This window comes from Ideonella sp. BN130291, from assembly GCF_036231905.1.
GTDB lineage: Bacteria > Pseudomonadota > Gammaproteobacteria > Burkholderiales > Burkholderiaceae_C > CAMLIZ01.
The window spans coordinates 578693-603258 of sequence record NZ_JAZARE010000003.1 but is presented as its reverse complement, the minus strand read 5'-3'; the positions used below and the strand labels follow the sequence as shown (position 1 = coordinate 603258).

Annotated in this window: 12 protein-coding genes; 4 read left to right on the top strand and 8 right to left on the bottom strand. The window is 70.4% G+C overall.

Annotated features, from left to right (window positions below; genetic code table 11):
- Nucleotides 1-17: 17 nt before the first annotated feature.
- The 4 genes from VPH43_RS09035 to map all read right to left on the bottom strand — a co-directional run bounded on the left by VPH43_RS09035 (nt 18) and on the right by map (nt 12392).
- Entirely contained in the window at nt 18-8609 is an 8592-nt protein-coding gene (locus tag VPH43_RS09035; protein ID WP_328577346.1) for a GH36-type glycosyl hydrolase domain-containing protein, read from the bottom strand.
- Between the two features lie 4 nt (nt 8610-8613).
- Nucleotides 8614-8844: a hypothetical protein gene (locus VPH43_RS09030; protein ID WP_328577345.1), complete on the bottom strand. Its 231-nt coding sequence runs from the start codon at nt 8842-8844 to the stop codon at nt 8614-8616.
- Between the two features lie 123 nt (nt 8845-8967).
- The gene (locus VPH43_RS09025) at nt 8968-11577 is read right to left on the bottom strand and encodes a [protein-PII] uridylyltransferase (RefSeq protein WP_328577344.1); all 2610 of its coding nucleotides are present in this window, start codon (nt 11575-11577) and stop codon (nt 8968-8970) included.
- A complete protein-coding gene (gene map / locus VPH43_RS09020) occupies nt 11574-12392 on the bottom strand; it encodes a type I methionyl aminopeptidase (RefSeq protein WP_328577343.1) in 819 nt (272 codons plus the stop codon). The genes VPH43_RS09025 and map overlap by 4 nt, the downstream gene beginning before the upstream one ends.
- A gap of 91 nt (nt 12393-12483) precedes the next feature.
- On the opposite strand from map, the gene purL reads away from it, so the two are divergent.
- Nucleotides 12484-16476: a phosphoribosylformylglycinamidine synthase gene (gene purL / locus VPH43_RS09015; protein WP_328577342.1), complete on the top strand. Its 3993-nt coding sequence runs from the start codon at nt 12484-12486 to the stop codon at nt 16474-16476.
- 9 nt (nt 16477-16485) lie between these two features.
- Here the strand turns inward: purL and VPH43_RS09010 are convergent, their stop codons facing one another.
- The 3 genes from VPH43_RS09010 to VPH43_RS09000 form a co-directional block, all read right to left on the bottom strand.
- The gene (locus VPH43_RS09010) at nt 16486-17658 is read right to left on the bottom strand and encodes an ATP-binding protein (protein ID WP_328577341.1); all 1173 of its coding nucleotides are present in this window, start codon (nt 17656-17658) and stop codon (nt 16486-16488) included.
- Nucleotides 17659-17698: 40 nt separating this feature from the next.
- A complete protein-coding gene (locus VPH43_RS09005; protein ID WP_442909251.1) occupies nt 17699-19165 on the bottom strand; it encodes a hypothetical protein in 1467 nt (488 codons plus the stop codon).
- A 62-nt stretch (nt 19166-19227) separates the two neighbouring features.
- Nucleotides 19228-20463 (bottom strand): SPFH domain-containing protein, encoded by a 1236-nt coding sequence (locus tag VPH43_RS09000; protein WP_442909243.1) that lies wholly within the window; start codon nt 20461-20463, stop codon nt 19228-19230.
- Nucleotides 20464-20640: 177 nt separating this feature from the next.
- Between VPH43_RS09000 and VPH43_RS08995 the strand changes: the two genes are divergently transcribed.
- Genes VPH43_RS08995 through VPH43_RS08985 form a run of 3 tightly spaced genes read left to right on the top strand, consistent with a single transcriptional unit; the run spans nt 20641 to nt 23829 of the window.
- Nucleotides 20641-21360, top strand: a complete 720-nt coding sequence (locus tag VPH43_RS08995; RefSeq protein ID WP_328577339.1) for a response regulator transcription factor — start codon at nt 20641-20643, stop codon at nt 21358-21360.
- The gene (locus tag VPH43_RS08990) at nt 21357-23420 is read left to right on the top strand and encodes a sensor histidine kinase (protein WP_328577338.1); all 2064 of its coding nucleotides are present in this window, start codon (nt 21357-21359) and stop codon (nt 23418-23420) included. Before VPH43_RS08995 ends, VPH43_RS08990 begins: the two co-directional genes overlap by 4 nt.
- A gap of 58 nt (nt 23421-23478) precedes the next feature.
- Nucleotides 23479-23829, top strand: a complete 351-nt coding sequence (locus VPH43_RS08985; RefSeq protein WP_328577337.1) for a DUF1304 domain-containing protein — start codon at nt 23479-23481, stop codon at nt 23827-23829.
- A gap of 5 nt (nt 23830-23834) precedes the next feature.
- Here the strand turns inward: VPH43_RS08985 and VPH43_RS08980 are convergent, their stop codons facing one another.
- Nucleotides 23835-24467, bottom strand: a complete 633-nt coding sequence (locus VPH43_RS08980; RefSeq protein ID WP_328577336.1) for a TetR/AcrR family transcriptional regulator — start codon at nt 24465-24467, stop codon at nt 23835-23837.
- Nucleotides 24468-24566: the final 99 nt, after the last annotated feature.

Here is a 24566-nt window from a genome sequence, read left to right as displayed (position 1 = left end):
GCCCCCTGGGCCTGCGCCTACGCCTCCGCCGCCGCGGGCTCGCTGCTGTGCGCCTGCGGCGGCCTGCGCGGCGACGGAACGTCCACCACCAGCAGCGTGTCCGGTGCCAGCGTGTGCGGCGCCACCCATTCGCCCACCGCCACGCGGCGCGCGTTCGCGGGCAGCTCCTGGGCCGCGCCCGGCGCACGCAGCAACACCCGCAGCGGGTGGCCCTCGTACAGCCTGAGCGTGAGCTCGGCTTCGGGCCAGTGCGGCGGCAGGCAGGGCGAGAAGCACAGCTTGTCGGCGCGCAACACAAGGCCGAGCAGGGACTCCAGCGCGGCACGGTACAGCCAGGCGGCCGAGCCGGTGTACCAGCTCCAGCCGCCGCGGCCCTCGTAGGGGGCTTGCGAGTACACGTCGCCCGGCATCACATAGGGTTCCAGCCGGTAGCGGCGCTGGGCGGCGGCGCCGCGGCTGCGGTGGGCCGGGCTCAGCAGGGTGAAGTACTCCCAGGCGAGCTCGGCGTTGCCCAGCTCCGCCTGGGCCATCAGGGCCCACACGGCGGCATGCGAGTACTGGCCGCCGTTTTCACGCACGCCCGGCGGATAGGCCTGGATGTAGCCGGCGTCGTCCGCCTGCCACTGCAGCGGCGGGTGCAGCAGCTGGATGACACCGGTGCGCCGGTCCACCAGGCGGCTGTCGGCGCTGGCCATGGCCTCGCGGGCCCGCGCATCGCCCGGCGGCGAGGCAAACACCGCCCAGGCCTGCGCGATCAGGTCGATCTGGCATTCGGCATTAAGGTGCGAGCCCAGCGGATGGCCGTTGTCGAAGTAGGCACGGCGGTACCAGCGGCCGTCCCAGCCGTGCTGCTGCATCGCGGCTTGCAACGCCTGCCGGGCCTCGGCCCACCGGCGGGCGCGCGGCTCGTCGGCGCGTGCCTGGGCGCGCGGCAGCCAGTCGCGCAGCAGCACCAGCAGGAACCAGCCCAGCCACACCGACTCGCCACGGCCCTGGTGGCCCACCCGGTTCATGCCGTCGTTCCAGTCGCCGCTGCCCATCAGCGGCAGGCCATGGGCGCCGAACTTCAGCGCCCGGTCGATCGCCAGCGCCGCATGTTCGTACAGCGTGGCGCTGCGCCGGCTGACGCTGGGTGTGGCGTAGAGCTCGTCCTGCCCGTCGGGCACCGGCTGGCCTTCGATGAAGGGCAGCGGCGTCTCCAGCACGGCCTCGTCGCCGGTGAGCTGCAGGTAGTGCTGGATGGCAAGGGGCAGCCAGAGCAGGTCGTCGCTCATGCGGGTGCGCACGCCGGCACCGGTGGGTGGGTGCCACCAATGCTGCACATCGCCTTCCGGGAACTGGCGCGAGGCATGCAGCAGCAGCTGGTCACGCAGCTGCTGGGGGGCCGCATGGGCCAGCCCCATCGCATCCTGCAGCTGGTCGCGGAACCCGATGGCGCCGCCGGCCTGGTAGAAGCCGCTGCGCCCCCACAGCCGGCAGGCCGTGGCCTGGTAGGGCAGCCAATGGTTGACCAGCGCATCGAACAGGGGATCCGGCGTGCGCACGCTCACCGTGCCCAGCCGCTGCTGCCAGGCCGCGGCGGCGGCATCGGGCACGGCCGCAGCCGCGCCATCGACCTGCAGGCGCTCGGCCAGGTCCAGCGCCGCCTCGCGCGTGTCGCCCCAGCCCAGCACCCAGCTGCAGTTCACTTCGCCCCCTGCCGGCAGCACCAGCGTGGCGTCGAGCGCACCACAGGGGTCCAGCCCCAGCCCGGCGGCGCCGCCCAACGCGCGGGGCACGCGCAGGCGGCCCAGCGCATCGAAGAACTCCTCGCGCGCGCAGGTCCACTGCGTGGCGCGCGGCCCGCACAGCATGAGGAAGGCGGTGCCACCGCCGAAGCCGCCCTGGTGCTCCAGCTGGCGTGCCAGCACCGCCTGCAGTTCCGGCACGAACTCGGTGGCCACGGTCCAGCGGTCGGCACGCTGCGCGCCCAGCACCCACTCCACCATGCCCACCAGGCGCAGCATGCGGGGCTGATCGCCGGTGTTGCGCAGCTGCAGCTGCAGCACCTTGGCACTCGCCTGCGGATGCACCGCCACCCGCACGTCCACCGCGAGTGCGCCGCGTTCATGGCTGAAGCGGCTCTCGCCCTGGGTGTGGGTGACGCGATAGCCCTGCAGGCCGTTGCGTTCCAGCGTGGGCAGCAGGCCCCAGGTTTCGCGGGTGCCGGCGTCCTGCAGAAGGAAGTGTTCGCTGGCCGGGTCCAGCAGCGCGTCGTTGCTCCAGCCGGTGAGCTGGTTCATGCGGCTGTTGCGGGCCCAGGTGAAGCCGCCGCCGCTTTCGGTGAGCAGGCAGCCGAAGTCCGGGTTGGCCAGCACATTGGCCCATGGCCGCGGTGTGACGCGCTGGCTGTCCAGCCGGATCTCGAACTCGGCGCCCTGCGCCAGGAACTGGCTGGGCGCCGGCTCATGGGCCCAGGGTGCCTCCGCGATGGCGGCGCGCTGGCGCCGGTCCGGCAGGGGGCGGGCATCGTCGCCCTGGGCGGCCGCCGCCACCGCGCGCGAGGCCGGCCGGTGCTGCGCCAGCACCTGCGCCAGCAGCCGGTTCAGCGGCCGGCCATCGGCGAGCAGGTCGATGCGGGCATAGGCCTGCAGCGCCGCGATTTCCGCCGCGTCGATCTCCTGCAGCCGCAGCACATGCACGCCGCCCGGGTCGGTCTGTTCGCGCGTGGAGCTGCCGAGTGCCTGGTGCAGCGCCGAGATGTGCTCCTGCAAGGGCGCCAGGGTGGCCGCCGGCTCGCCGTTGACCACCACCAGGTCGCAGGCCAGGCCGGCACCGGCCCACAGGCGCTGCGCGGCCAGCAGGGTGTGCACCAGCGGCACGCCCTGGGCGGCATTCACCCGCACCATCATGATCGGCTTGTCGCCCGAGATGCCGAAGCGCGACAGCACGCGCTTGTCCAGCGCCTGCGCGGGCGCCGGCCGCGGCCGCGACGGGGTGTGGAGCATCAGGCTGGTGAGGTCCTGGATGGCATGCAGGTCGTCCGGCGCGATGTCCAGCTCGCGATGGCGGATGCGGGTGAGGGTGGCCGACATGCGGCGCGCCCGTTGCAGGTGGGCGTCCTGGCTGTACTTGTCCATCAGCGCGCGCAGGCTGGCCGCGTCGTCGCCGGCTGCGGTGGCGAAGGTGAGGCTGACACGCGCCTGCGCCGGCACCACCAGGCGCACCGCGAGCGAGGCCACCGGGTCCAGCCCGGTGTCCAGCTGCCCATCAGCACGCGGCTGCTGCGACGGCCCGGGCCGCGCCTGCGACACCTGGCCCAGGCGCGGCAGCAGGCGCGCCCGGTCGCAGGTGATGCGCAGCGCCGCCGGCGGCACGTCGCAGGTGGCCAGGAAGTGCGCGCCCCACACCGGTGTTTCGCCGGCGGCACGCGGGCGGCGCTCCAGCAGCACGCCGTGTTCACCGGCCGCATGGGCTTGCACGAAGAGGCCCGCAAAGGCCGGGTGCGCGGCTTCCGCGCCCTGCGACCCCAGCACCACCTCGAACCAGCTGAGCAGCTCGAACTCGGTGTCCGTGTCGGCCAGGTTGTGCAGCATGACGCGGCGGAACTCCACGTCGTCGTCGGCGCTCACCCAGACCGTGACCTTGGATTCCCAGTCGTCGCACTCGGCGTCGAACTCCACCCGGTCGTTGAAGAATCGGGTGGTGTACAGCGCGTCCGGGCGCGGATTGGGCGCGCGGCTCAGCGAATGGAATTCCACGTCGTCGGCCCGGCGCAGCATCAGCCAGTGGCCATGGGCGTCGCGCAGCGCATCGTCGCGCGAGCGGCTCACCGCGTGCCCGCGCCAGCAGCTGGCGCCCGCGCCGCCGGGCCTCAGCGTGACGCTGTAGGAGCCGTTGCCGAGCAGCTGGGTGGGCACGCCGTCCAGCGGGGCCAGCGACGGGTCGATCACCCGGGCCGACGACTGCGCAGGCGCCTGCGCCGGCTGGGCTGCACGCTGGCGCACCTGGCCGGCCTGGAACACGATCTCGCGCGGCAGGCGCTCCTGCAGCAAGGCCGCATGCGACTGCGCCAGCGGCGCGCGCATGAACCAGCCGCGCACCGCGTTGCCGTGCAGCACGTTGCACAACGCGGCCAGGCTCATGCCCTGGTGGTGCGCCAGGAAGGTGGGCACCACCTGCGGCTGGCCTTCGTCGCCGCGCCGGCTGGCGGTGAAGTCGATCGCATCGACAAAGCCGCACAGCCCGCGCGTGCCCAGGCGTTCCAGGCGCTTGAGGTTGCTCACCGCCGCAGCCGTGTCCACCATCGCGGCCAGCACGCTGGCATGCGGCGCCACCACCTTGTCTCCCACCGGCGTGCGGCGCAGCGCCAGGCGCGGCACGCCGAAGCGTGCCTGCTGGAAGGCCAGCGTGGTGTCCTGCGCGAAATAGGCGCTTTCGGACACGCCCCAGGGCAGGCCACGCGCCTGGCCGAAGTCGCGTTGCTCCTGCACCGCGGCCGCCAGCGCACGCTGGAGCAGGCCGCCGCAGGGCTCGTCCAGCACCAGGCTGGGCATCAGGTACTCGAACATCGAGCCCGACCAGGAGCGCAGCGTGGGCCGGGCGCGCACGCCGATGAAGGGGCGTGCGAGCACGCTCCAGTGGCGGCGCGGCACGTCGCCCTTGGCGATGGCCACATAGCTCGCCAGGCGTGAATCCGACGCCAGCAGGTCGTGGTAAGTGGTCTCCAGCGCCGCGTCGGCGGGCCGGTAGCCCACATGGAACAGGCGGCGCTGCGGGTCGTAGAGAAAGCTGAAGTCTATGGCGCCGGCGATCATGTCGGCGCGCTCGGCCAGGGCGCGCAGCGCACCGGCCCACTGGTCGCGGTCCACCTCGCGGTCGCGCAGCAGGCTGTCGAGCTGGCGCAGCAGGTCGGCCAGCGGCTGCAGCTCGGGGCGCTCCTGCGTGGCCTGCGCGGTGCGCTCGGCCCACACTGCCTGCGCCGCGTCGAGCAGCCGGCGCAGCCGGGCCGGGTCGCGCCGCCAGGCCACCCACAGGTCCTCCTGCAGCAGCGCCTGCAGCGGCGCCTCCTGCAGCCAGCTGCGCAGGGTGGCGTCGCTGGCATGGCGCAGGCGCAGCACGGCGGTGCGCAGCGCCTGCTGCATCGCGTCGTGCGGGGCCGGGCCGGAGGCGAACTCGCGGCAGGCCTGGGCCACCGCCCACAGGTGGGCCGCCAGGTTGCCGCTGTCCACCGTGGACACGTAGGGTGGCGCCAGGGTGCGCAGGCTCTGGGTGTCGATGGCCTGGTGGAAGTGGCCCCGGTGGCGCGGCAGGCGCTCCAGCGTGCCCAACGTCTGCTGCAGGCGCTCGGTCAGCTCATCCGTGCCGATGAAGCCCAGGCGGTGTGCACTCACCGTGGCCAGCAGGTACAGGCCGATGTGGGTGGGCGACGTCTGGTGCGCCAGCATGCTGCGCGGTTCCAACTGCAGGTGGGCCGGCGGCAGGTGGTGGTGGTCCGCGCTCACGCTGCGCTCGAACAGGCGCCACGTGTCGCGCGCCAGCTCCTGCAGGTACTGCCGGTCGGCCCCGGGCAACGGCCGGCCGGGCGCCAGGCGCACCAGCGGCTGGCCCATCAGCCAGAACGCCAGCGGCGACAGCAGCCACAGCAGGCCGAAGCCGAGCAGCCAGCCAACATGGGCATCGTGCTGCAGCAGGCCCAGCACCGTCCACGCGACGGCGGCCACGCAGGCCGGTGCATGGCGCCGCAGCAGGGTGGGCAGCTCGGCCGGCGCGCCGGATTCGGCCTGTGCGGCGGTGGTCCATTGCAGCAGGTGGCGCCGGCTCACCGCCATGCGCCACACCGCCCGGCCGATGGCATCGGCGCGCAGCAGCGCCTGGTCCATCAGCGCCGCCAGCTGCCACACGCCGCCGAGCAGTGCACGCGCCACGTCGCGCCCGCCTTCACGCAGCAGGTGCGCCAGCGCCACGCCGCGCTGGCGCGGCACCAGGCTGGCCAATGCCCCCAGCAGCGGGCCGGCCGCATAGGCGGCAAAGACCAGCAGCACGGCGCGGCCCGGCGCCACGCCTTCCAGCGTGAAACTCCACCACAGCAGCGCCACGCTCATCGGTGCCATGAGCGAGCGGCGCAGGTTGTCCACCATCTTCCACAGGTTGACCGCGCCCACGCCACCATGCAGCGCGGCGCGCAGGAACGGCAGCAGCTGCCAGTCGCCGCGGGTCCAGCGATGCCGGCGCGCCGCGTCGGCGTCGGGGTGCATGGGCTGGCGCTCGAACAGCGCCACGTCGCTCAGGTGGGCACAGCGGGCCCAGATGCCTTCATACAGGTCATGGCTGAGCAGGCGGCCTTCGGGGATGCGCTCGCGCAGCGCGGCGTGGAAGGCGCGCACATGGATCAGCCCCTTGCCGGCGAAGCTGCCTTCGCCGAACAGGTCCTGGTAGACCTCGGAGCTGCCATTGCCATAGGCGTCCAGCCCCCAGTGGCCGCCGCAGTGCAGCCAGCCGAAGGGCGTGACCGTCTCGCGCGGCGGGATCGGGGCCGCGATGCGCGGCTGCAGCACGGCATGGCCACCCACCACGCGCCCGCTGTGCGGCGCCAGCTGCGGCTGGTTCAGCGGATGGGCGGCCACGGCCACCAGCTCGCGCAGGCTGCCCGGTGGCAGCTGGGTGTCGCTGTCCAGCGTGACCACGAATTGCGTGCCGGGCGCGATGCGGCTTTCGGCCTGCAGGTCGATGAAGGGTGAGGGCGCCGCGCCGGCCAGGTGGGACACCAGCTGCTCCAGCTTGCCGCGCTTGCGCTCCCAGCCGATCCAGGCCGCTTCGCTGTCGCTCCAGCTGCGTTCGCGATGCAGCAGCAGGAAGCGCGCGGGGGCGTGCTCGCCGGCCGTGCCTTCTTCGCCCTCGCCTACCACCGCCTGCCCGCCATGGCGCAGGTTGAGCGCCTGCACCGCGGCGCGCGCCGCGTCCAGCAGAAGGGCATCGTTGGCCGCCTGGCGCTGCGGCGCGTCCAGCCAGTCGCTCAGCAGGGCGAACTGGCAATGCCGCTCCGGGTTGGCAAGAAAACACTCTTCCAGCCACTGGGCCTGGCGCGCGATCGCCTCGCTGTTGTCCAGCATGCAGGGAATGACCACCAGCGTGCGGTGCTCCTCCTGCAGCCCGCCCTCCAGGGCCAGCCGCGGCAGGCGCTGGACCGGCATGGTTTCTGCGGCGAGCCGGTGCACCAGCGCGACGGCGCATTCGGACGCCGGCACCGCTAGCAGGATGACGCTCAGCAGTTCGGCCCAGGGCACCAGGGCCTGGCCGGCGAGCGCCGCGTTCACCAGGCCGATGGTGCCCAGCACCAGGGCGCCGCTGTACACCGCCCAGCGCCAGCGCGGCGAGTGCCAGGGGCGGCTCGGCGCCTGCCCGAGCGCGGCGGCGAGTTGTGCACGCCCGGCACCGATGAGGTAGTGCGCCGGCCCGAGGCGGCGGGTGGCGTCGCTCTCCTCGGCCAGCGCGAGGGCGCGCTCGGCGACCTCCAGCTCCGCCACGCCGGCCTGCTGCGCCAGGCGCTCGATCGCGTGGGTGCACTGGTCGCGCGTGAGCTCGCTGCTTTCGCGGAACGAGGGCGCCGTGCGCAGCCGCTGGAGCACCGGGCTCACGGCATTGACCAACGCGCCCCAGTCGAAGTTGGCCATCGAGCGCAGCGCGTTCACCGCGTGGCTGACGCTCACGTTGTTGGCCGCCTGCTCGGCCTGGGCGGCGGCCAGGTGGGCGGTCGCATCTGGCACGTGCGCCGCCAGCCAGCCTTGCCACTGCGCGGCATCGCCCGGGTTGGGCCCGTGGACACGCTGGCTCATCTGGGCCAGGAACGCCAGCTGCACGCCACGGCGCTGCGCGCGGGCGAAGAGGGCGTCGAGCTCGGCCTCGGTGGTGCGGTCGGGGTGGTCGCAGCACCAGGTGGCCGCCTCGCGCGCGGCCTTGTTGCTGGCCACCGTTTCGGCCAGGCGGGCCAGGTTTTCCATCAGCACTACGCGCAGGGTGGTCGGCAGTGCCCACAGCTCCCCGAGCGTGAGCGTGTCCACCGCCTGGTAGGCCTGCAGGAAGTGCGCGAGCAACTGCGGGTCGAAGTTGGAATCGGTGTGCGCCACGAACGCCCAGGCGATGCCATAGATGCGCGGCAGCCCGGCCAGCGGCTCGCCACGCAGCTTGGGCAGGTGGGCGTAGTAGTGCGCCGGCAGGGCGCTGCGGATCTCCGGCGCCTGCGCTTCGATGAGGTGGAAGTTGTCCAGCAGCCATTCGGCGGCCGGGCTCAGGGCGTCGCCTTCGCGGTCCACACGCTCCAGGTAGGCACGCGCGCGTGCCAGCGCCTGCAGGTTGTCGAGCAGGCGCGGAAAGAACGGCGGCGTGCGCGGCCGGCGCCGGCCCCGCCTGCGCTCCACCGGCTGGCCCATCGCGAGGCTGATGCCGTGCTGGTGAAAACCTTCGCGCCCGAACAGGGCAGCGCGCACGGGTTGCGGCACCGCGCCGGCGCTGGTGAGGAAGGCACGCGCTTCGGAGCGCAACGCCGCGAGGCCCCGCGCGGCCGGGGCGAACACGGGCGTGCGGGATGGGGAGAGGGCGCTGGCCGACTCCCCAGTCTGCGGGCGGGCCATGGTTCTAAGCCAGCAAGGACAGGCCGCTCAGCGCAAGCACCCCCAGCGCGGTCATCGAGATGACATGGCTGGCGGTAAAACTGCGCAACTGTTGTGCTCTCACTTGCCATGCCGCCATGGTGCGGCGGCGGCGGGAGCAGCGGACGAGCTGGTCCGCGAGCGCGCGCTGGTCCTCTGCGACGCTGGCGCTACCCCAGACGCCGGCGCCTGTCCCCTGGCTTTTGTTCGATGTCATGCGACCTCCTTGCGAGCCAAGGAGGCAAACCGCGTTCCCGGAAACCGGGCCATTCTTTACTGTAGGAAGTGCGCTCCGCCGCCACCATCGGCGACTCCCCCTTTTTGGTGTAGGCGGAATCTGTCAGACAGGGCCAGCCACGTCCAGCAGCTCGCTCTCGATCTGCAGCTGCGCCTTGTTCTGCTGCAGCACCGGGCCGTCGATGAGGAAGGTGTCCTCCACCCGCTCGCCCAGGGTGCTGACCTTCGCCAGCTGCAGGTTGATCTGGTGGCGGGCCAGCACACGGGCGATCGCGTAGAGCAGGCCCGAGCGGTCGCTGGTGCTCACCGACAGCAGCCAGCGCTGGCCGCGTTCGTCCGGCCGCAGCGCCACGCGCGGCGTGATCGGGAAGGACTTGACCCGCCGCGACACCCGGCCGCGGCTGGGCTGCGGCAGCGGGCCTTCGGAGGCCAGGGCCAGCGCGGCTTGCGTCTCCACCAGCGAGATGATGTCGCGGTAGCTGCCTTGCTGGTCGGGCTCGATCTGCGGGCTGACGACCTGGAAGGTGTCCAGCGCGTAACCGGCGGTGGTGGTGTGCACCTTGGCGTCCAGGATGTTGAAGCCGGCCTGGTCGAAATAGCCGCAGATGCGGGCGAACAGGTCCTGCCGGTCGGGCGAGTACACCAGCACCTGCAGGCCTTCGCCCACCGAGGACAGGCGTGCCCGCACGATCGGCTTGTCGGTCTTGACGTAGCGCCACAGCGAACGTGCGTGCCAGGCGATGTCGGCCGCCTCGTGGCGTGCGAAGTAGCTCAGCTCCAGCGTGTCCCACAGCGGCTTCTGTGTGCCGGGCAGGGCGGTGTGCAGGTTGAGCATGGACAGCGCTTCCTGCTTGCGCGCCTCGATCTCCGCTGCCATGTTGGGCTTGCCGCCGCCGAGCGCGCGCAGCGTGAGTCGGTACAGGTCCTCCAGCAGCTTGCCCTTCCAGGCGTTCCACACCTTGGGGCTGGTGCCGCGGATGTCGGCCACGGTGAGCAGGTACAGCGCGGTGAGCGTGCGTTCGTTGCCCACGCGCTGCGCGAACTTGCCGATCACCTCCGGGTCGCTCAGGTCCTCCTTCTGGGCCACGCGCGACATGGTGAGGTGGTTCTTCACCAGGAACTCGATGAGCGCGGTGTCCTCCTTGCCGATGCCGTGGTCGCGGCAGAAGCGCCGCACCTCCACCGCGCCCAGGTCGGAATGGTCGCCGCCGCGGCCCTTGGCCACGTCGTGGAAAAGGGCGGCCACGTAGAGCACATAAGGCCGGTCCCACTGTGAGGCCAGCTGTGAGCAGAACGGGTATTCGTGCGCATGCTCGGGCACGAAGAAGCGGCGCACGTTGCGCAGCACCATCAGGATGTGCTGGTCCACGGTGTACACATGGAACAGGTCGTGCTGCATCTGGCCCACGATGCGGCGGAACACCCAGAGGTAGCGGCCCAGCACCGAGGTCTGGTTCATCAGCCGGAAGGCATGCGTCTGGCCTTCGGGCTGGCGCAGGATGTCCATGAACTGGGCGCGGTTCACCGGGTCGCGCCGGAACTCCGCGTCCATCACGTTGCGCGCGTTGTACAGCGCCCGCAGGGTGCGCGCCGACAGGCCCTTGATGCCGGGCGTGCTCTGGTAGATGAGAAAGGTTTCGAGGATGGCGTGCGGCTGCGTGGTGTAGAGCTCGTCGCTGGCCACTTCCAGCATGCCGGCGCGGTCGAAGAAGCGCTCGTTCACCGGCCGCATCGGCGCATCGCCGGAGCCGTTGATGCGCTCCTCGATGTTGAGCATCAGGATTTGGTTCAGCTGGGTCACCGCCTTGGCGGCCCAGTAGTAGCGCCGCATCAGCACTTCCGAGGCGCGGTGCGCCTTGGTGGCGCTGTAGCCGAAGCTCTCGGCCACGGCGGTCTGCAGGTCGAACACCAGTCGGTCCTCGCGCCGGCCGGCCACCATGTGCAGCCGCGCGCGGATGAGCTTGAGCAGGCCTTCGTTGCGCTGCAGCTGCTTCACCTCGAACGGCGTGATCAGCCCCTTGGCGGCCAGCTCGGACCAGGTGCCGCCCAGGCCGGCGGCGCGTGCCACCCATACCACCACCTGCAGGTCGCGCAGCCCGCCCGGGCTTTCCTTGCAGTTGGGCTCCAGCGAGTAAGGCGAGTCCTCGTACTTCACATGGCGCTGGCGCATCTCCAGGCTCTTGGCCCGCAGGAAGGCCTTGGGGTCCATCGCCTCGGTGGTCGCCTTGCGGAACTGCTGGAAGAGGCGCCGCGAGCCGCACAGGCAGCGGGACTCCAGCAGCGCGGTCTGGATGGTCACGTCGCGCTGGGCTTCGGCCACACATTCCTGCAAGGTGCGCACCGACGAGCCGATCTCCAGCCCGATGTCCCAGCAGGCGGTGATGAAACCTTCGATCGAGGAGCGCAGCGCGGGGTCCGGCTGCAGCTCGCCGTCGTCCGGCAACAGCAGCAGCACGTCCACGTCGGAATACGGGAACAGTTCGCCGCGGCCATAACCGCCGACTGCGACCAGCGCCGCGCCGGCCGGCATGCCGGCGTGCTGCCACAGCTCGCACAGCGTGCGGTCCACATGGCGTGCCAGGTCGCGGATCAACCGCGTGGCGGCCACCGTGCTGGCGCGTGATTCACGGAACCGCTGGATCAGCGCCGCCTTGCCGTCGCGGAACTGCTGGCGCAGGCTGCCGACCTCGGTGGCCAGCGGCGCCGCGCTCATGCGGTGGCGGCAGCAGGCTTCACGAACTCCGGCGGCGGCGGGCTGCCGGCCGACACGGTGAGCACCTCGTAGCCCGTCTCGGTGACCACGACCGTGTGTTCCCACTGGGCCGACAGTGACCGGTCCTTGGTGACGATGGTCCAGCCGTCGCCCATTTCCCGGATCTCGCGCTTGCCGGCGTTGATCATCGGCTCGATGGTGAACACCATGCCGGGCACCAGCTCTTCCAGCGTGCCGGGGCGGCCGTAGTGCAGCACCTGCGGCTCTTCATGGAAGTTGCGCCCGATGCCGTGGCCGCAGAACTCGCGCACGATCGAAAAACCCTGGTTCTCGGCGAAGGTCTGGATCGCATGGCCGATGTCGCCGAGCCGAGCGCCCGGCTTCACCTTCACGATGCCACGCCACATCGCTTCGTAGGTGATGCTGCACAGCCGCTTGGCGGCGATGGAGCCTTCACCCACCACGAACATGCGGCTGGTGTCGCCGTGCCAGCCGTCCTTGATGACGGTGACGTCGATGTTCACGATGTCGCCATTCTTCAGCGGGCGGTCGTTCGGGATGCCGTGGCAGACCTGGTGGTTGATCGAGGTGCAGATCGACTTGGGGTAGGGCGTGTAGCCCGGCGGTGCGTAATTCAGCGGCGCGGGCGTGCCGCCCTGCACGTTCACGATGTGGTCGTGGGCCAGCTTGTCCAGCTGCTCGGTGCTGACACCCGGCTTGACGTGCGGCGTCAGCATGTCGAGGACTTCGGAGGCCAGGCGGCCGGCCACGCGCATGCCTTCGAGGTCGGCTGCGGTCTTGATCGTGATGCTCATGCCGGAATTATCTCTCCACCCCGTAAAATCGCGGGTTTTCCAGGGTGCGCCCCTTTTGGCGACCCCGAATCCCCTCCAAGGCCCGCACCGCATGTCTTCCGCCCCCAAGCACCTGATGCACTTCGAGGGCGGCAACGCCCTGTCGGCGTTCCGCGCCCAGGCCCTGCTGCAGCAGCTGCAAGCGGTCAGCCCGAACATCACCGGCGTGGCCGCGCGCCATGTGCATTGGGCCTGGGCCGATGCGCCGCTGGAACTGCCCATCCAGGACCGGCTGGCCGACCTGCTGCGCTACGGCGACGCCTATGCGGGCCCCACGGCCGATGGGGTGCTCGTGGTCGTGATGCCGCGGCTGGGCACCGTGTCGCCCTGGGCCTCCAAGGCCACCGACATCGCGCACAACTGCGGCCTGCCCATCCACCGGGTGGAGCGGGTGACGGAGTTCCGGCTGTCGCTGAAGACCGGGCTGCTGGGTGGCACCAAGCTGCTGGACTCGCAGCAGCTGCAGGCCGCAGCGGCACTGCTGCACGACCGCATGACCGAGAGCATCGCTTTCGAACGCGAAGCCGCTGCCCACCTGTTCGATGAACAGCCCGGCAAGCCGATGGAGCATGTGGACGTTCTGGGCCAGGGGCGCGCCGCGCTGGAGCGGGCGAACGCCGAGTTCGGCCTGGCGCTGTCCGACGACGAGATCGACTACCTGGTCAACGCCTTCCAGGGCCTGAAGCGCAACCCCAGCGACGTGGAGCTGATGATGTTCGCGCAGGCCAACAGCGAACACTGCCGCCACAAGATCTTCAACGCGGAGTTCAGCATCGACGGCGAGCGCCAGCCGCTGTCCATGTTCGGCATGATCCGCAACACCGAGAAGCTGGCACCCGCGCACACCGTGGTGGCCTACAGCGACAACGCGGCCATCATGGAAGGCGGCCCGGCCCAGCGCTGGCTGCCCGAGAGCCACCGCGGCGGCGACAAGTACGTGGCCCGCGACGAAACCGTGCATGTGCTGATGAAGGTGGAAACGCACAACCACCCCACCGCCATTTCTCCGTTTCCTGGCGCCTCCACCGGCGCCGGCGGTGAGATCCGCGACGAAGGCGCCACCGGCCGCGGCTCGCGCCCCAAGGCCGGCCTCACTGGTTTCAGCGTGAGCAACCTGCACCTGCCCGGCACCAGCGAGCCCTGGGAGGCCCAGCCGGTCGGCAAGCCGGAGCACATTGCCAGCCCGCTGCAGATCATGATTGACGGACCGCTGGGCGGCGCGGCTTTCAACAACGAATTCGGCCGGCCCAACCTGGCCGGCTACTTCCGGGTGTATGAGCAGACCGTGGCCGGCCTGCGCCGCGGCTACCACAAGCCCATCATGATCGCCGGCGGCCTGGGCCAGATCAGCGATGGCCAGACCCACAAGCTGCCCTTCGGCGCCGGCACGCTGCTGGTGCAGCTGGGCGGGCCCGGCATGCGCATCGGCATGGGCGGTGGCGCCGCCAGCTCCATGGCGGCGGGCACCAACACCGCGGCGCTGGACTTCGATTCCGTTCAGCGCGGCAACCCCGAGATCCAGCGCCGCGCGCAGGAGGTGATCAACCATTGCTGGGCCCTGGGCGTGGACAACCCGGTGCTGGCCATCCACGACGTGGGCGCGGGCGGCATCAGCAATGCCTTCCCCGAGCTGGTGGACGGTGCCGGCAAGGGCGCCACCTTCGACATCCGCAAGGTGCCGCTGGAAGAGACTGGCCTGGCACCCAAGGAAATCTGGTGCAACGAGAGCCAGGAGCGTTATGTCCTGGCGCTGGATCCTGCCAAGCTGGCCGCCTTCGAGGCGATGTGCGAACGCGAGCGCTGCCCCTTCGCGGTGGTGGGCGTGGCCACCGACGACACCGAGCTGGTGCTGGAAAACGGCCCCGGCGGCGAGCGCGCGATCGACATGCCGATGGAGGTGCTGCTGGGCAAGCCGCCCAAGATGCATCGCGACGTCGCCCGCGTGCCGCGCAGCGCACCTCCGCTGGACCTGACCGGCGTGGCGCTGAAGACGGCGGCCGTCGACGTGCTGCGCCATCCCACGGTGGCGAGCAAGCGCTTCCTGGTGACCATCGGCGACCGCACCGTGGGTGGCCTCAACCATCGCGACCAGATGGTGGGCCCGTGGCAGGTGCCGGTGGCCGATTGCGCCGTGACCTTGGCGGACTACGCCGGCTTCCGCGGTGAAGCCATGAGCATGGGTGAGCGCACCCCGCTGGCTGCGCTGGACGCGCCGGCCTCCGGCCGCATGGCGGTGGCCGAAGCCATCACCAACCTGCTGGCCGCGCCGATCGAACTCAGCCGCATCAAGCTGAGCTGCAACTGGATGGCCGCGTGCGGGGAACCCGGCGAGGATGCAGCGCTGTACGACACGGTGAAGGCCGTCGGCATGGAGCTGTGCCCCGCGCTGGGCATCGGCGTGCCGGTGGGCAAGGATTCGCTCTCCATGCGCACACGTTGGAGCGATGGCGGCGAGACGAAGCAGGTCATCGCACCGGTGTCGCTGATCGTGTCGGCGTTCGCCACGCTGGACGACGTTCGCGGCACGCTCACGCCGCAGCTGCAGCCCGGGGACACCACGCTGATCCTGATCGACCTGGGCCAGGGCCAAGGCCGCATGGGCGGCTCGATCCTGGCGCAGACGCTCAACCAGTTCGGTGACACGGTGCCCGACCTGGACGACCCCGCCCAGCTGAAGGCGCTGGTGCAGGCCATCAACCGCCTGCGCGCTCAAGGCCAACTGCTGGCCTACCACGACCGCAGTGACGGCGGCCTGTGGGCGGCGGTGTGCGAAATGGCCTTTGCCGGCCACCTGGGTGTGGCTTTGAACGTGGACCTGCTGGTCACCGAAAGCGACGGCATCGGCGACAGCCGCGCCGAGTACGGAGACTCCAAGAACTGGGCCTCGCAGGTGAGCGAGCGCCGCAACGAACTCACGCTGAAGGCCTTGTTCAACGAAGAGCTGGGTGCCCTGATCCAGGTGCGCAGCGCCGACCGCGACGCCGTGATGGCCACCTTGCGCGAGCTGGGCCTGAGCCGCCACAGCCATGTGATCGGCAAGCCCACCGAGAAGCAGATGATCGAGGTGTGGCGCGACACCAAGGTGCAGTTCAGCGCAGCGCTGCGCGAGCTTCAGCAGGCGTGGGACGAAGTGAGCTGGCGCATCAACCGCCTGCGAGACAACCCCGCGGGTGCCGACCAGGAACACGCCGCCGCCGGCGACCCGGCCGACCCCGGCCTGCACCTGCACCTGACGTTCGACCCGAAGGAGGACGTCGCCGCGCCCTTCATCGCCACCGGCGTGCGGCCCAAGCTGGCCATCCTGCGCGAGCAAGGCGTGAACTCGCACGTCGAGATGAGCTACGCGATGGCGCTGGCCGGCTTCGACACCTTCGACGTGCACATGAGCGACCTGCAGGCCGGCCGCGCGAACCTGGCCGACTTCACCGGCTTCGTTGCCTGTGGCGGCTTCAGCTATGGCGACACCCTGGGTGCCGGTGAAGGCTGGGCGCGCTCCATCCTCTTCAACACGCGACTCTCCGACCAGTTCAAGGCCTTCTTCCAGCGCGAGGACACCTTCGCGCTCGGTGTGTGCAACGGCTGCCAGATGATGGCCGCGCTATCGCCCATCATCCCGGGCGCCGAAGCCTGGCCCAAGTTCACCACCAACAAGAGCGAGCGCTACGAAGCGCGGCTGGCGCTGGTGGAAGTGCTGCAAAGCCCGTCGATCTTCTTCGACGGCATGGCCGGCAGCCGCCTGCCGATCGCGGTGGCGCATGGCGAAGGCTTCGCGGACTTCTCGCAGCGCGGCGACACCGCCGCGGTGCAACGCGCGATGCGCTTCGTGGACAACACCGGCGCACCCACCGAGGCCTACCCGTTCAACCCGAACGGCAGCCCCGATGGCTTGACGTCCGTCACCACGCCGGACGGCCGCTTCACCGTGCTGATGCCGCACCCGGAACGGGTGTTCCGCAACGTGCTGATGAGCTGGACCTCTGGGGACAAGAGCGAGCTGAGCCCGTGGATGCGCATGTTCCGCAATGCGCGCAAGTGGGTGGGTTGAGGTGGCTGGTCAGCGCGTGGTGACGTCGGGCCAGTTCCGCCAGCCTCGCACGCTGACTCCCTGGCGCTCATAGCTGGCGTCGCCGCCATACACCACCATGGGCTGGCCGGCCGAGTCGCCGGCGAAGCCCTGCCACTTTTTCAGCGCATCCGCCCAGTCCGCGGCATAGGTGCTGCCGGACTTCAGTTCCACCGCATCGAGTCGGCCCCCTTCCGCCTCGATGACCAGATCCACCTCGTGGCCGGCATGGTCGCGCCAAAAGTGCAAGGCGGGCGACAGGCCGGCATTGCAGCGTGACTTGATGTATTCGGAGGCGGCCCAGCTTTCGAACAGCGCGCCTCGCATGGCGTGCGTCGCCAGGGCCTGAGCGTCGCGGATGCCGAGCAGCCAGGCTGCCAGCCCCACATCCAGGAAATACAGCTTTGGCGTCTTCACCAGCCGCTTGCCGAAGTTGCGGTGGTAGGGCGGCAGCTGCACCACGATGTAGCTCGCGGCCAGCACGCTGAGCCATTCGCGCGCGGTGGGCTGGGTGATGCCGCAGTCCGTGGCCAGCGAGGACAGGTTGAGCAGTTGGCCGCAGCGCGCGGCGCACATGCTCACGAAGCGCTGGAACACGCTCAGGTCCCGCACCGCGATCAACTGGCGCACGTCGCGTTCCACATAGGTGGCCACATAGGCGGCAAACCAGTCCGGCGGTGCGACGGGCCGGTCGTACAGGGCCGGATAGCCGCCCCGCCACAACGCCTGTTCCAGCGTGGCGGGGGCACTGTCCAGCGAACGCACTTCCGCCCAGGCCAATGGCAGCAGGTTGACCATGCCGACCCGGCCTGCCAGGGACTGCGATATGCCGGTCATCAACCCGAATTGCTGCGAACCAGTGAGCACCACGTCGCCCATGATGCGGCGCTGGTCCACCCACCCTTGAAGGTAGGAAAACAGGGCGGGGCAGCGCTGGGCCTCGTCGATCACCACCCCGCGGTCCTCGAAACGGCGCAGGAAGCCGCGAGGGTCGGCGTCGGCGAAGGCACGCTCATCCGGGTCTTCCAACGACACGTACGGCTTGTCGCCGAAGACCGCCCGCGCCAGAGTGGTCTTGCCGGATTGCCGTGGTCCGGTGAGCGCAACCAGCGGGAAGCCCTGGGCCAGCCGGCGCAGGGTGGCAGTGGCGTCGCGGGGGATCATGTAAATTTGAAGATTCAATTTTGAGATTTACATCATAGCCTTAGCGCAGCATCACGGTCTGCCGCTTCCATCCCGCGTCCTGCCAGCGGTAGAAGGTGCTCAGTGAATCGGGCTTGTCGGCCTGCTTCTCCGCCACCAGCGTGTCCAGGCGGATCACCTCGAAGCTGCGCTTGAAGCGGCCGTCCACCTTGGCCTCGCGCGCGGCCAGCAATCGCCCGCCGCCGGGCACCCAGCCGGCGAACTCCACCACGCCGAGCTGCGTGTCGCCGGTGGCCGGGGGCAGGGTGTCCACCGTCCAGCCTTCGCGGTTGCGGTGGAACACCCACAGCTCGCGCCAGGTGGCCAGCGGCTGCACTGCCACGGCGAGTGCGCTGCCGTCGGCACTCACGCTGGCCGATGCCGTCCACACCGTGCCGTAGGTGCAGCGGCGCAGCAATGGATGGGCGGCGTCGTGTTGGGCGTCGGTGAGGGCCACGCAGGTTTCACCCGGCTGCTGGCCGGCGCTGGTGGCGATGGCCAGGCGGCCCTTGCTGGTGGCCGCGGCAGCACCGGCCCAGCGCGACGCGCCCACGCGCACGGCGGCGTCGTTGTAGGCCCACTGGTCGTCGTCGGTGAGTTGGGCCTTCACCACCTCGGCCAGTGACTGCAGCGCATGTTCTCCGGCCTCGGCCGTGTTCGCATTTGTTCCCTGGCGGCTGCGGGTGAACGCCACGCCGGCCCACACCGCGGCACGCCGCATGCGGATGCGGTTCTTCAGCAGCTCGGGCAGGGGCGCGATGTCGATGCGCTCCAGCAGTTGGGCCTGGTCTTCCAGCAGTTGCTGGCGCTGCAGCGGGGGCAGGGTGGGCGCGATGCAGTCGTCGCGGGTCAGGCCCAGCGCCGCGCGGGCACGCTGCTCCGGAGTGGCCTGCATCGCGAGCACACGGCGGAAGGCGTCGCCGTCGTAGCACAGCTGCATGCGGCCGTCGCGCTCGAAGCTGGTCATCACCACGCCCAGGCCGGCAGCGGCTTCCAGGTGTGCGGCCAGCACCGGGTCATTGGCCTTGGCTTGGCGCGATGAGGCGCGGCGCGCCAGGCGTTCTGCCATGGTGCCAAGCGCGTCCAGCGGTTCGGCGGTGATGGCATCGGCCGGCGCGGCTTTCAGGTAAGCCGCGGCGTAGGCCATGCCCAGCGCCTCGGAGCCCGGCGTGTCGCGCAGGAAGCGCACCACGGCCAGCAGCTCCGGCGCCTGACCCGCCTGCAGCGACACACGGCGCAGGGCAGACGCCCGGACGAAGCCGCCGCGTTCGCGCCGGTAGTCGTACACCTGCAGATGGTCCAGGCGCTCGCCGCGGATCTCCAGCGTGTCGCCCGGCCACAGCGTGGCCTGCAGCTGGCCGCTGTCGCGCGGGGCGGCGCGCAGGGCGGTCTGGTCCTGCACCACGATCGCGATGGTGGGTGCCACGTTCTCGGCTTCTGCTGCAGCGACAGCCGGTGCACACAGCGTCAGCGCGGCGGCGGCCACCATGGCGGCGGTAACGGTCACGGCCCAGCCGGCCGCTTGCAGGCGGTGGCGCATGGTGGCGGTGTTCATTGCTCCGTCTCCGTGGCTTGCACCGGTTCCGCAGCCTTCGCTTGCGTGCCCAGCAGGGTATTGCCGATGAAGCCCCCACCGGCCGGCGGGGGCGCGATGATGACCTGGATCTTGTCGGACAGCTTGTCGGCCAGCGTCTTCTGGATCAGCAACGGGTGCTTGGTGATGAGCGCACCGTCGCGCGCCATCTGCTCGCTGTTGATCTTGCCCACACGCTCCAGGCGATACGCCTCCGCATCGGCCAGCCTCTGGCGCGATTCAGCTTCGCCGGCCGCTTCGATGCGGCGGGCCTGTGCGCTGCCTTCGGCACCCTTGATGCGCGAGAGCTTCTCGGCTTCGGCTTCCAGCTGACGTTGCTCGATCTGCTTCTGCTTGAAGGGCAGCACATGCTTCATCGCCTCTTCCTGTGCGCGGGCGGCAATGATCTGTTCGTTGGCCGAGGCTTGCGCGGCCTTCTCGCGCCGCACCTTGTCCGCTTCCGCCTCCAGTGCGGTTTCGGCCACGCGTTTTTCCTTCAGCTCCAAGGTGAAGCGCATCTTCTCCGTCTCCAGCTCCTCGGCCAGCAACTTGTCCATGCCGCGGCGGTAGTCGGCCGGCAGGTCCACCTTGCCCATTTGCACCGAGCGCAGCACGATGCCGTCGTTGGCCAGCTTGGTCTTCAATTCGGCTTCGATCGCCTGCTGGATCTCCGCACGCTTGGTGGAAAAGATCTCGCGCACGGTGTAGCGGGTGAACACCTTGTAGATCACGCCCTGCACCGCGGGCTCCACGATCTCGGCGTTCAGGTTCTCCGGCAGATCGCGCGACAGGGCTGCGATGCGGCTGGCGTCCAGCGCATAGCGCACGGCCAGGTCCACGCCAATGGACAAGCCTTCAGCCGACTGCAGCGGCGCCTCGCCGCCGGCCTTGCTGATCTGCACCGGCCGGTACACCTGGTCGCGCAGGGGATAGCGGCGCAGCTGGTGCAGGCCGGGCAGCACGATGACGCTGCCCTCGCGGAACTCAGCCACCTTGCCGGTGAGCTGGTTGCTGCGCACACCCAGCTCGCCGCGGCCCACCGCCTGCACCGGCGGATGCTTGACGATCGCCACCACCGCCACGCCCACCAGCAGGGCGCCGATGATCACGCCGCGTGAGTTCAGCGCCCGGCGTCCCAGCGCACGCATGCCGCGCCCCGCCGCGCCAAACCCTTCGCGAATCGCCTGCACCACCCCATTCAAACGCTCCGACATGTCACCCTCCAGTTCGTCAAGAAGCGAATGGATTCTGGAAACACGGGGGTGGAAGGCTCAATGGGCGCGCCGGGCGTCATTGGGCGTGCGGCGTGAAGGCCAAGGCGCGCCAACGGAAGAAACCTTCACAGCCGCCGCGCAGGGGCGCCCGGATAATCCCGCCCCAGGAGGAGCGTGATGGCCAAGGTGGCGGTGATCGAGGACGACGTGCCGACCAGCAACCAGCTCAAGGGCTGGATCGAGGCGGCCAAACCCGGCATCGTGGTGGACCAGTGGTTCAACCGCGACGACGCCGAAGCCGCCATCGCGCGCGAGCACTACGACCTGGTGGTGCTGGACATCGAGCTCGGCCGCGAGCGCCATGCCGGCGTGGCCATCATCAACGCGATCAACAAGCAGCGTGGCACGCCGGTGCTGGTGGTGTCGGCCATGCCGGCCACCATCTACCGCAGCATCATGAAGGCGCTGGACGCCTGGGACTACCTGCAGAAAACAGCGTTCGAGGAAGCCGACTTCATCGACACCTTCCTCGAGATCCTGCGGGCCGCGAAGGAGAGCCGCTCTGCGCAAGTCCCGGCGCAACCTGCGGCGGACGAACTCTCACTGGATCCGCTGTGGCAGAGCTCGCCCACCTGGCGCGCGCAGCGCCTGAACCTTCCGCTCACCGCCCAGCGCATCCTCGCCACGCTGTACCAGCGCCGCGGCGAGGTGGTGTCCTATGACGAGCTCTACCAGGTGGTCAAGAGCGGGCGCAACCGCGACAACGTGCGCAAGCACGTGAGCACCATCCGCGACGCCTTCCGCGAGATCGACCCGGGCTTCGACGGCATCGAGAACGTGCCCATGCGCGGTTTCCGCTGGGTGGGCCAGGCGCCGGCTGCGAAAGGCCGCCGATGAGGCTGGTGTGGCGCTGGCTGGCCTCCTTCCGGCGCCGCATCCTCTTTCGCACGGTGTTCCTGCTGCTTGCGCTGGCCACGCTGGCGCTTGCCGTGGCGGTGCTTCAGCAGGAGAAGCAGCTCAGTTATGCCAACTACCGTGTGGGCGTGGGCCGCACGCAGGCGCAGGTGCTGGCGCGGCTGCACCATCCGTCGGGGCAACTGGCCTTGATGAACCCGCAGGCGGCCACCGGCACGGTGCCGCTGGCTCCGGTGGTGCTGCCCTTTTCGGCGTTGGATTTTGACGACCCGGCCAAGGTGCAGCAGGCGGTGGAGCTGGCCGGCTGCCTGGTGCAATACCCCGGCAAGGGCTCGGTCTGCGTGGCGGTGGCCAACAACGCCTGGGCGGGCGGTTTCATCTACCTGGCCGGCAGCTTTGCCAGCGGCGACCTGGCCGCCCGCGCGCGCGGCGAACGCGACGTGACGCTGGCGCACCGGGTGCGTGTCACGCTCAACCTGCGCGGCAGCGAGCAGCGCTGGATCGCGCCCTTCGAAGCGGCCGATGGCCGGGCGTCCGCCGCGCGGCGCGGCCGCCTCACCGGCTTCGACGACGAAGGCCGCTGGCTGGCCGCCACCCGGCCGCAGCGGGACTTCCGCGGCTGGTTGTGGCAGGACGGTGCGTGTGCGCAACCCGCCGCCACATTGCCCGGCTGCGAACGGCGCGCCTTCTTTTCCATCCGGCTGCCCGTGCCGGCCTACCAGGCGGCGCTGTTCGACCGCAGCCAGCCGCTGGTGTGGCCGCCGGCGGACCTGGGGCAGGCGAGGGTGCGGGTGGAGGTGCTGGCGCCGGGCGAGGGCGCCGCGCTGCTGGACAGCAACGATGCGTCGGCCGTGCCGCCGTTTTCCATCGCCGAGTTGAAGCCACTGCTGCTGCCCGGTGAAACGCTGAAGGTGATGCCGCCGGCCCGTGCGGGCTCGGCCGCGGTGTTCAACCTCCACGGCGCGGACAGCCCGCTGCGCACCGCGCCCTGGCTGGTGCGCCTGGTGCACAGGCTGCCGGTGGAAGGCTACGACGCGCCGATCGAGCTGCGCGACCGGGTGGACACCGCGCTCGGCCCCTACGAGGTGGTGCTCACCGGCGACGTGCGCAGCGTGGACGCCACGCTGGCGGCCGTGGCCACGCGCCTGAGCGGCTTCGTGGGCACGATGCTGCTGGCCATCGTGCTGGCCTGGCTGCTGATCGAGATCGGCCTGATCCGCCGGGTGGCGGTGCTCACCCGGCGCGCCCGCAAGGTGTCGCGCGACGTGCAGGACGGCCAGCGCCTGGGCGAGCTCGACGTGGCCGACCTGCGCGGCCACGACGAGCTGGGCATCCTGGCCGGTGCGCTGGCCGACCTGCTGCAGCGCGTGAAGGAGGACCTGCAGCGTGAGCGCCTGCGCGCCGAACGCGAGAAGGACCAGTGGCATGCGGTGGGCCACGAGATCATGTCGCCGCTGCAGTCCCTGTTGGCGCTGCATGGTGCGCCCGACGACCCCAGTGCCCGCTACATCCACCGCATGCAGCAGGCGGTGCGGGTGCTGTACGGCAGCGCTTCGCCCAGCGAGGCCTTCGAGACCACCACCTTGCGGGTGCAGCCGCTGGACCTGCACCAGTTCCTGCGCCATGTGGCCAGCAATGCGCCGGCCGAAGGCATCGCCCAGGTGGAGCTGCACGCCGCCGCGGGGCTGGGGCCGGTGATGGTGCGGGCCGATGAATATCCGCTCGAGGATGTGGCCACCCACGTGCTGCGCAATGCCGCGCGTTACCGCCCGCCCGGCACGCCGATCCGCCTGATCCTCAGCGCAGACGCCGACGTGGCGGTGCTCGAAGTGCACAACCAGGGGCCGCCGATCCCGGAGGCCCTCATGGCGCGCATCTTCGAATACGGGGTGTCGGATCCGGAGAGTGGCGGGGAAGGCGGCGGGCAGCGTGGGCAGGGGCTGTTCGTGGCCAAGACCTACCTGGCGAAGATGGGCGGCACCATCACGGCCCGCAACGAGGCCGATGGCGTGAGCTTCGTGCTGACGCTGCAGCGCGCCTGAGCGCCACACACAGGCGGCCGACGCAGGCACACTGCGCGGGTCCAACAAGGAGGAGCGGATGCTCGCAAACGTGCTCGTGGCGCTGGTGGCCCTGATTCACCTGTACTTCCTCATCCTGGAGATGTTCCTCTGGGACAAGCCCTTCGGCCGCCGGGTGTTCGGCACCACCGCGGAGTTCGCCTCCGCGTCCAAGGTGCTGGCGGCCAACCAGGGGCTGTACAACGGCTTCCTGTCGGCCGGGCTGGTGTGGGGCCTGATGCTGGGCAGCGCGGGCCGGCCGGTGCAGCTGTTCTTCCTGGGCTGCGTGATCGTGGCGGGTGTGTTCGGCGCGGCCACCGTCTCGCGCAAGATCCTCTGGGTGCAGGCGCTGCCTGCGGCGATCGCACTGGCGGCAGTGCTGATCGGCTGAGCCGCTCAGGCGGCCTTGGCGCCCCGCGCGGCGGCAGGCGCCGGGCAGCTCCGGCACAGCGTGGCGTCGATCACCGCCCGCACAAGATGGGCCGCGGGCCGGCTCAGCTCGCCAAGCTGGTCCACCCGGTCGTCCTCGATGGCCTGCAGCACCAGCTCGTTGATGCCGCCCACGATGGCCACGGCCATCGTGTTCAGCAGCGGTGCGTCCGCGTTCTGGCGGCTGGTGGCCACGCTGGCGATGAAGTCGGCGATGTCCTGCGTGACGCGGCGGCGCACCCGCAGGCCTTCAGGGCCCAGGTGCAGGATCTCGATGAACAGGGTGCGCAGCAGCGGCGCGTTGCGCGCCAGGGTGGACAGGTAGGCATGCACCGCGCGTTCCACCTGCTCATGCCAGTCGCGGCCGGGGTCCAGCGCCTGCTGCAGCACCTGCAGCGCCTGCTCGCTGGCGGCGGCATACAGCGCGAACAGGCATTCGGCCTTGCCGGCGAAGTGTTCGTAGAAGGTGCGCTTGGACACACGCGCCTCGGCCGCGATGTCGGCGATGGTGGTGTCGGCATAACCCTTGCGCGCCACCACCTGCGACATCGCATCCAGCAAGCGGCGCTTGTGCTCAGGCAGGTCCATGGCGGCAGGCATGCGCCAAGTGTCCCTCAGAATAAAGTGGTACTTGACAGTACCAATGCCCGCTGGCAGATTGCAAAGCCATTGGTACCGGACGGTACCGAATTGTCAGAT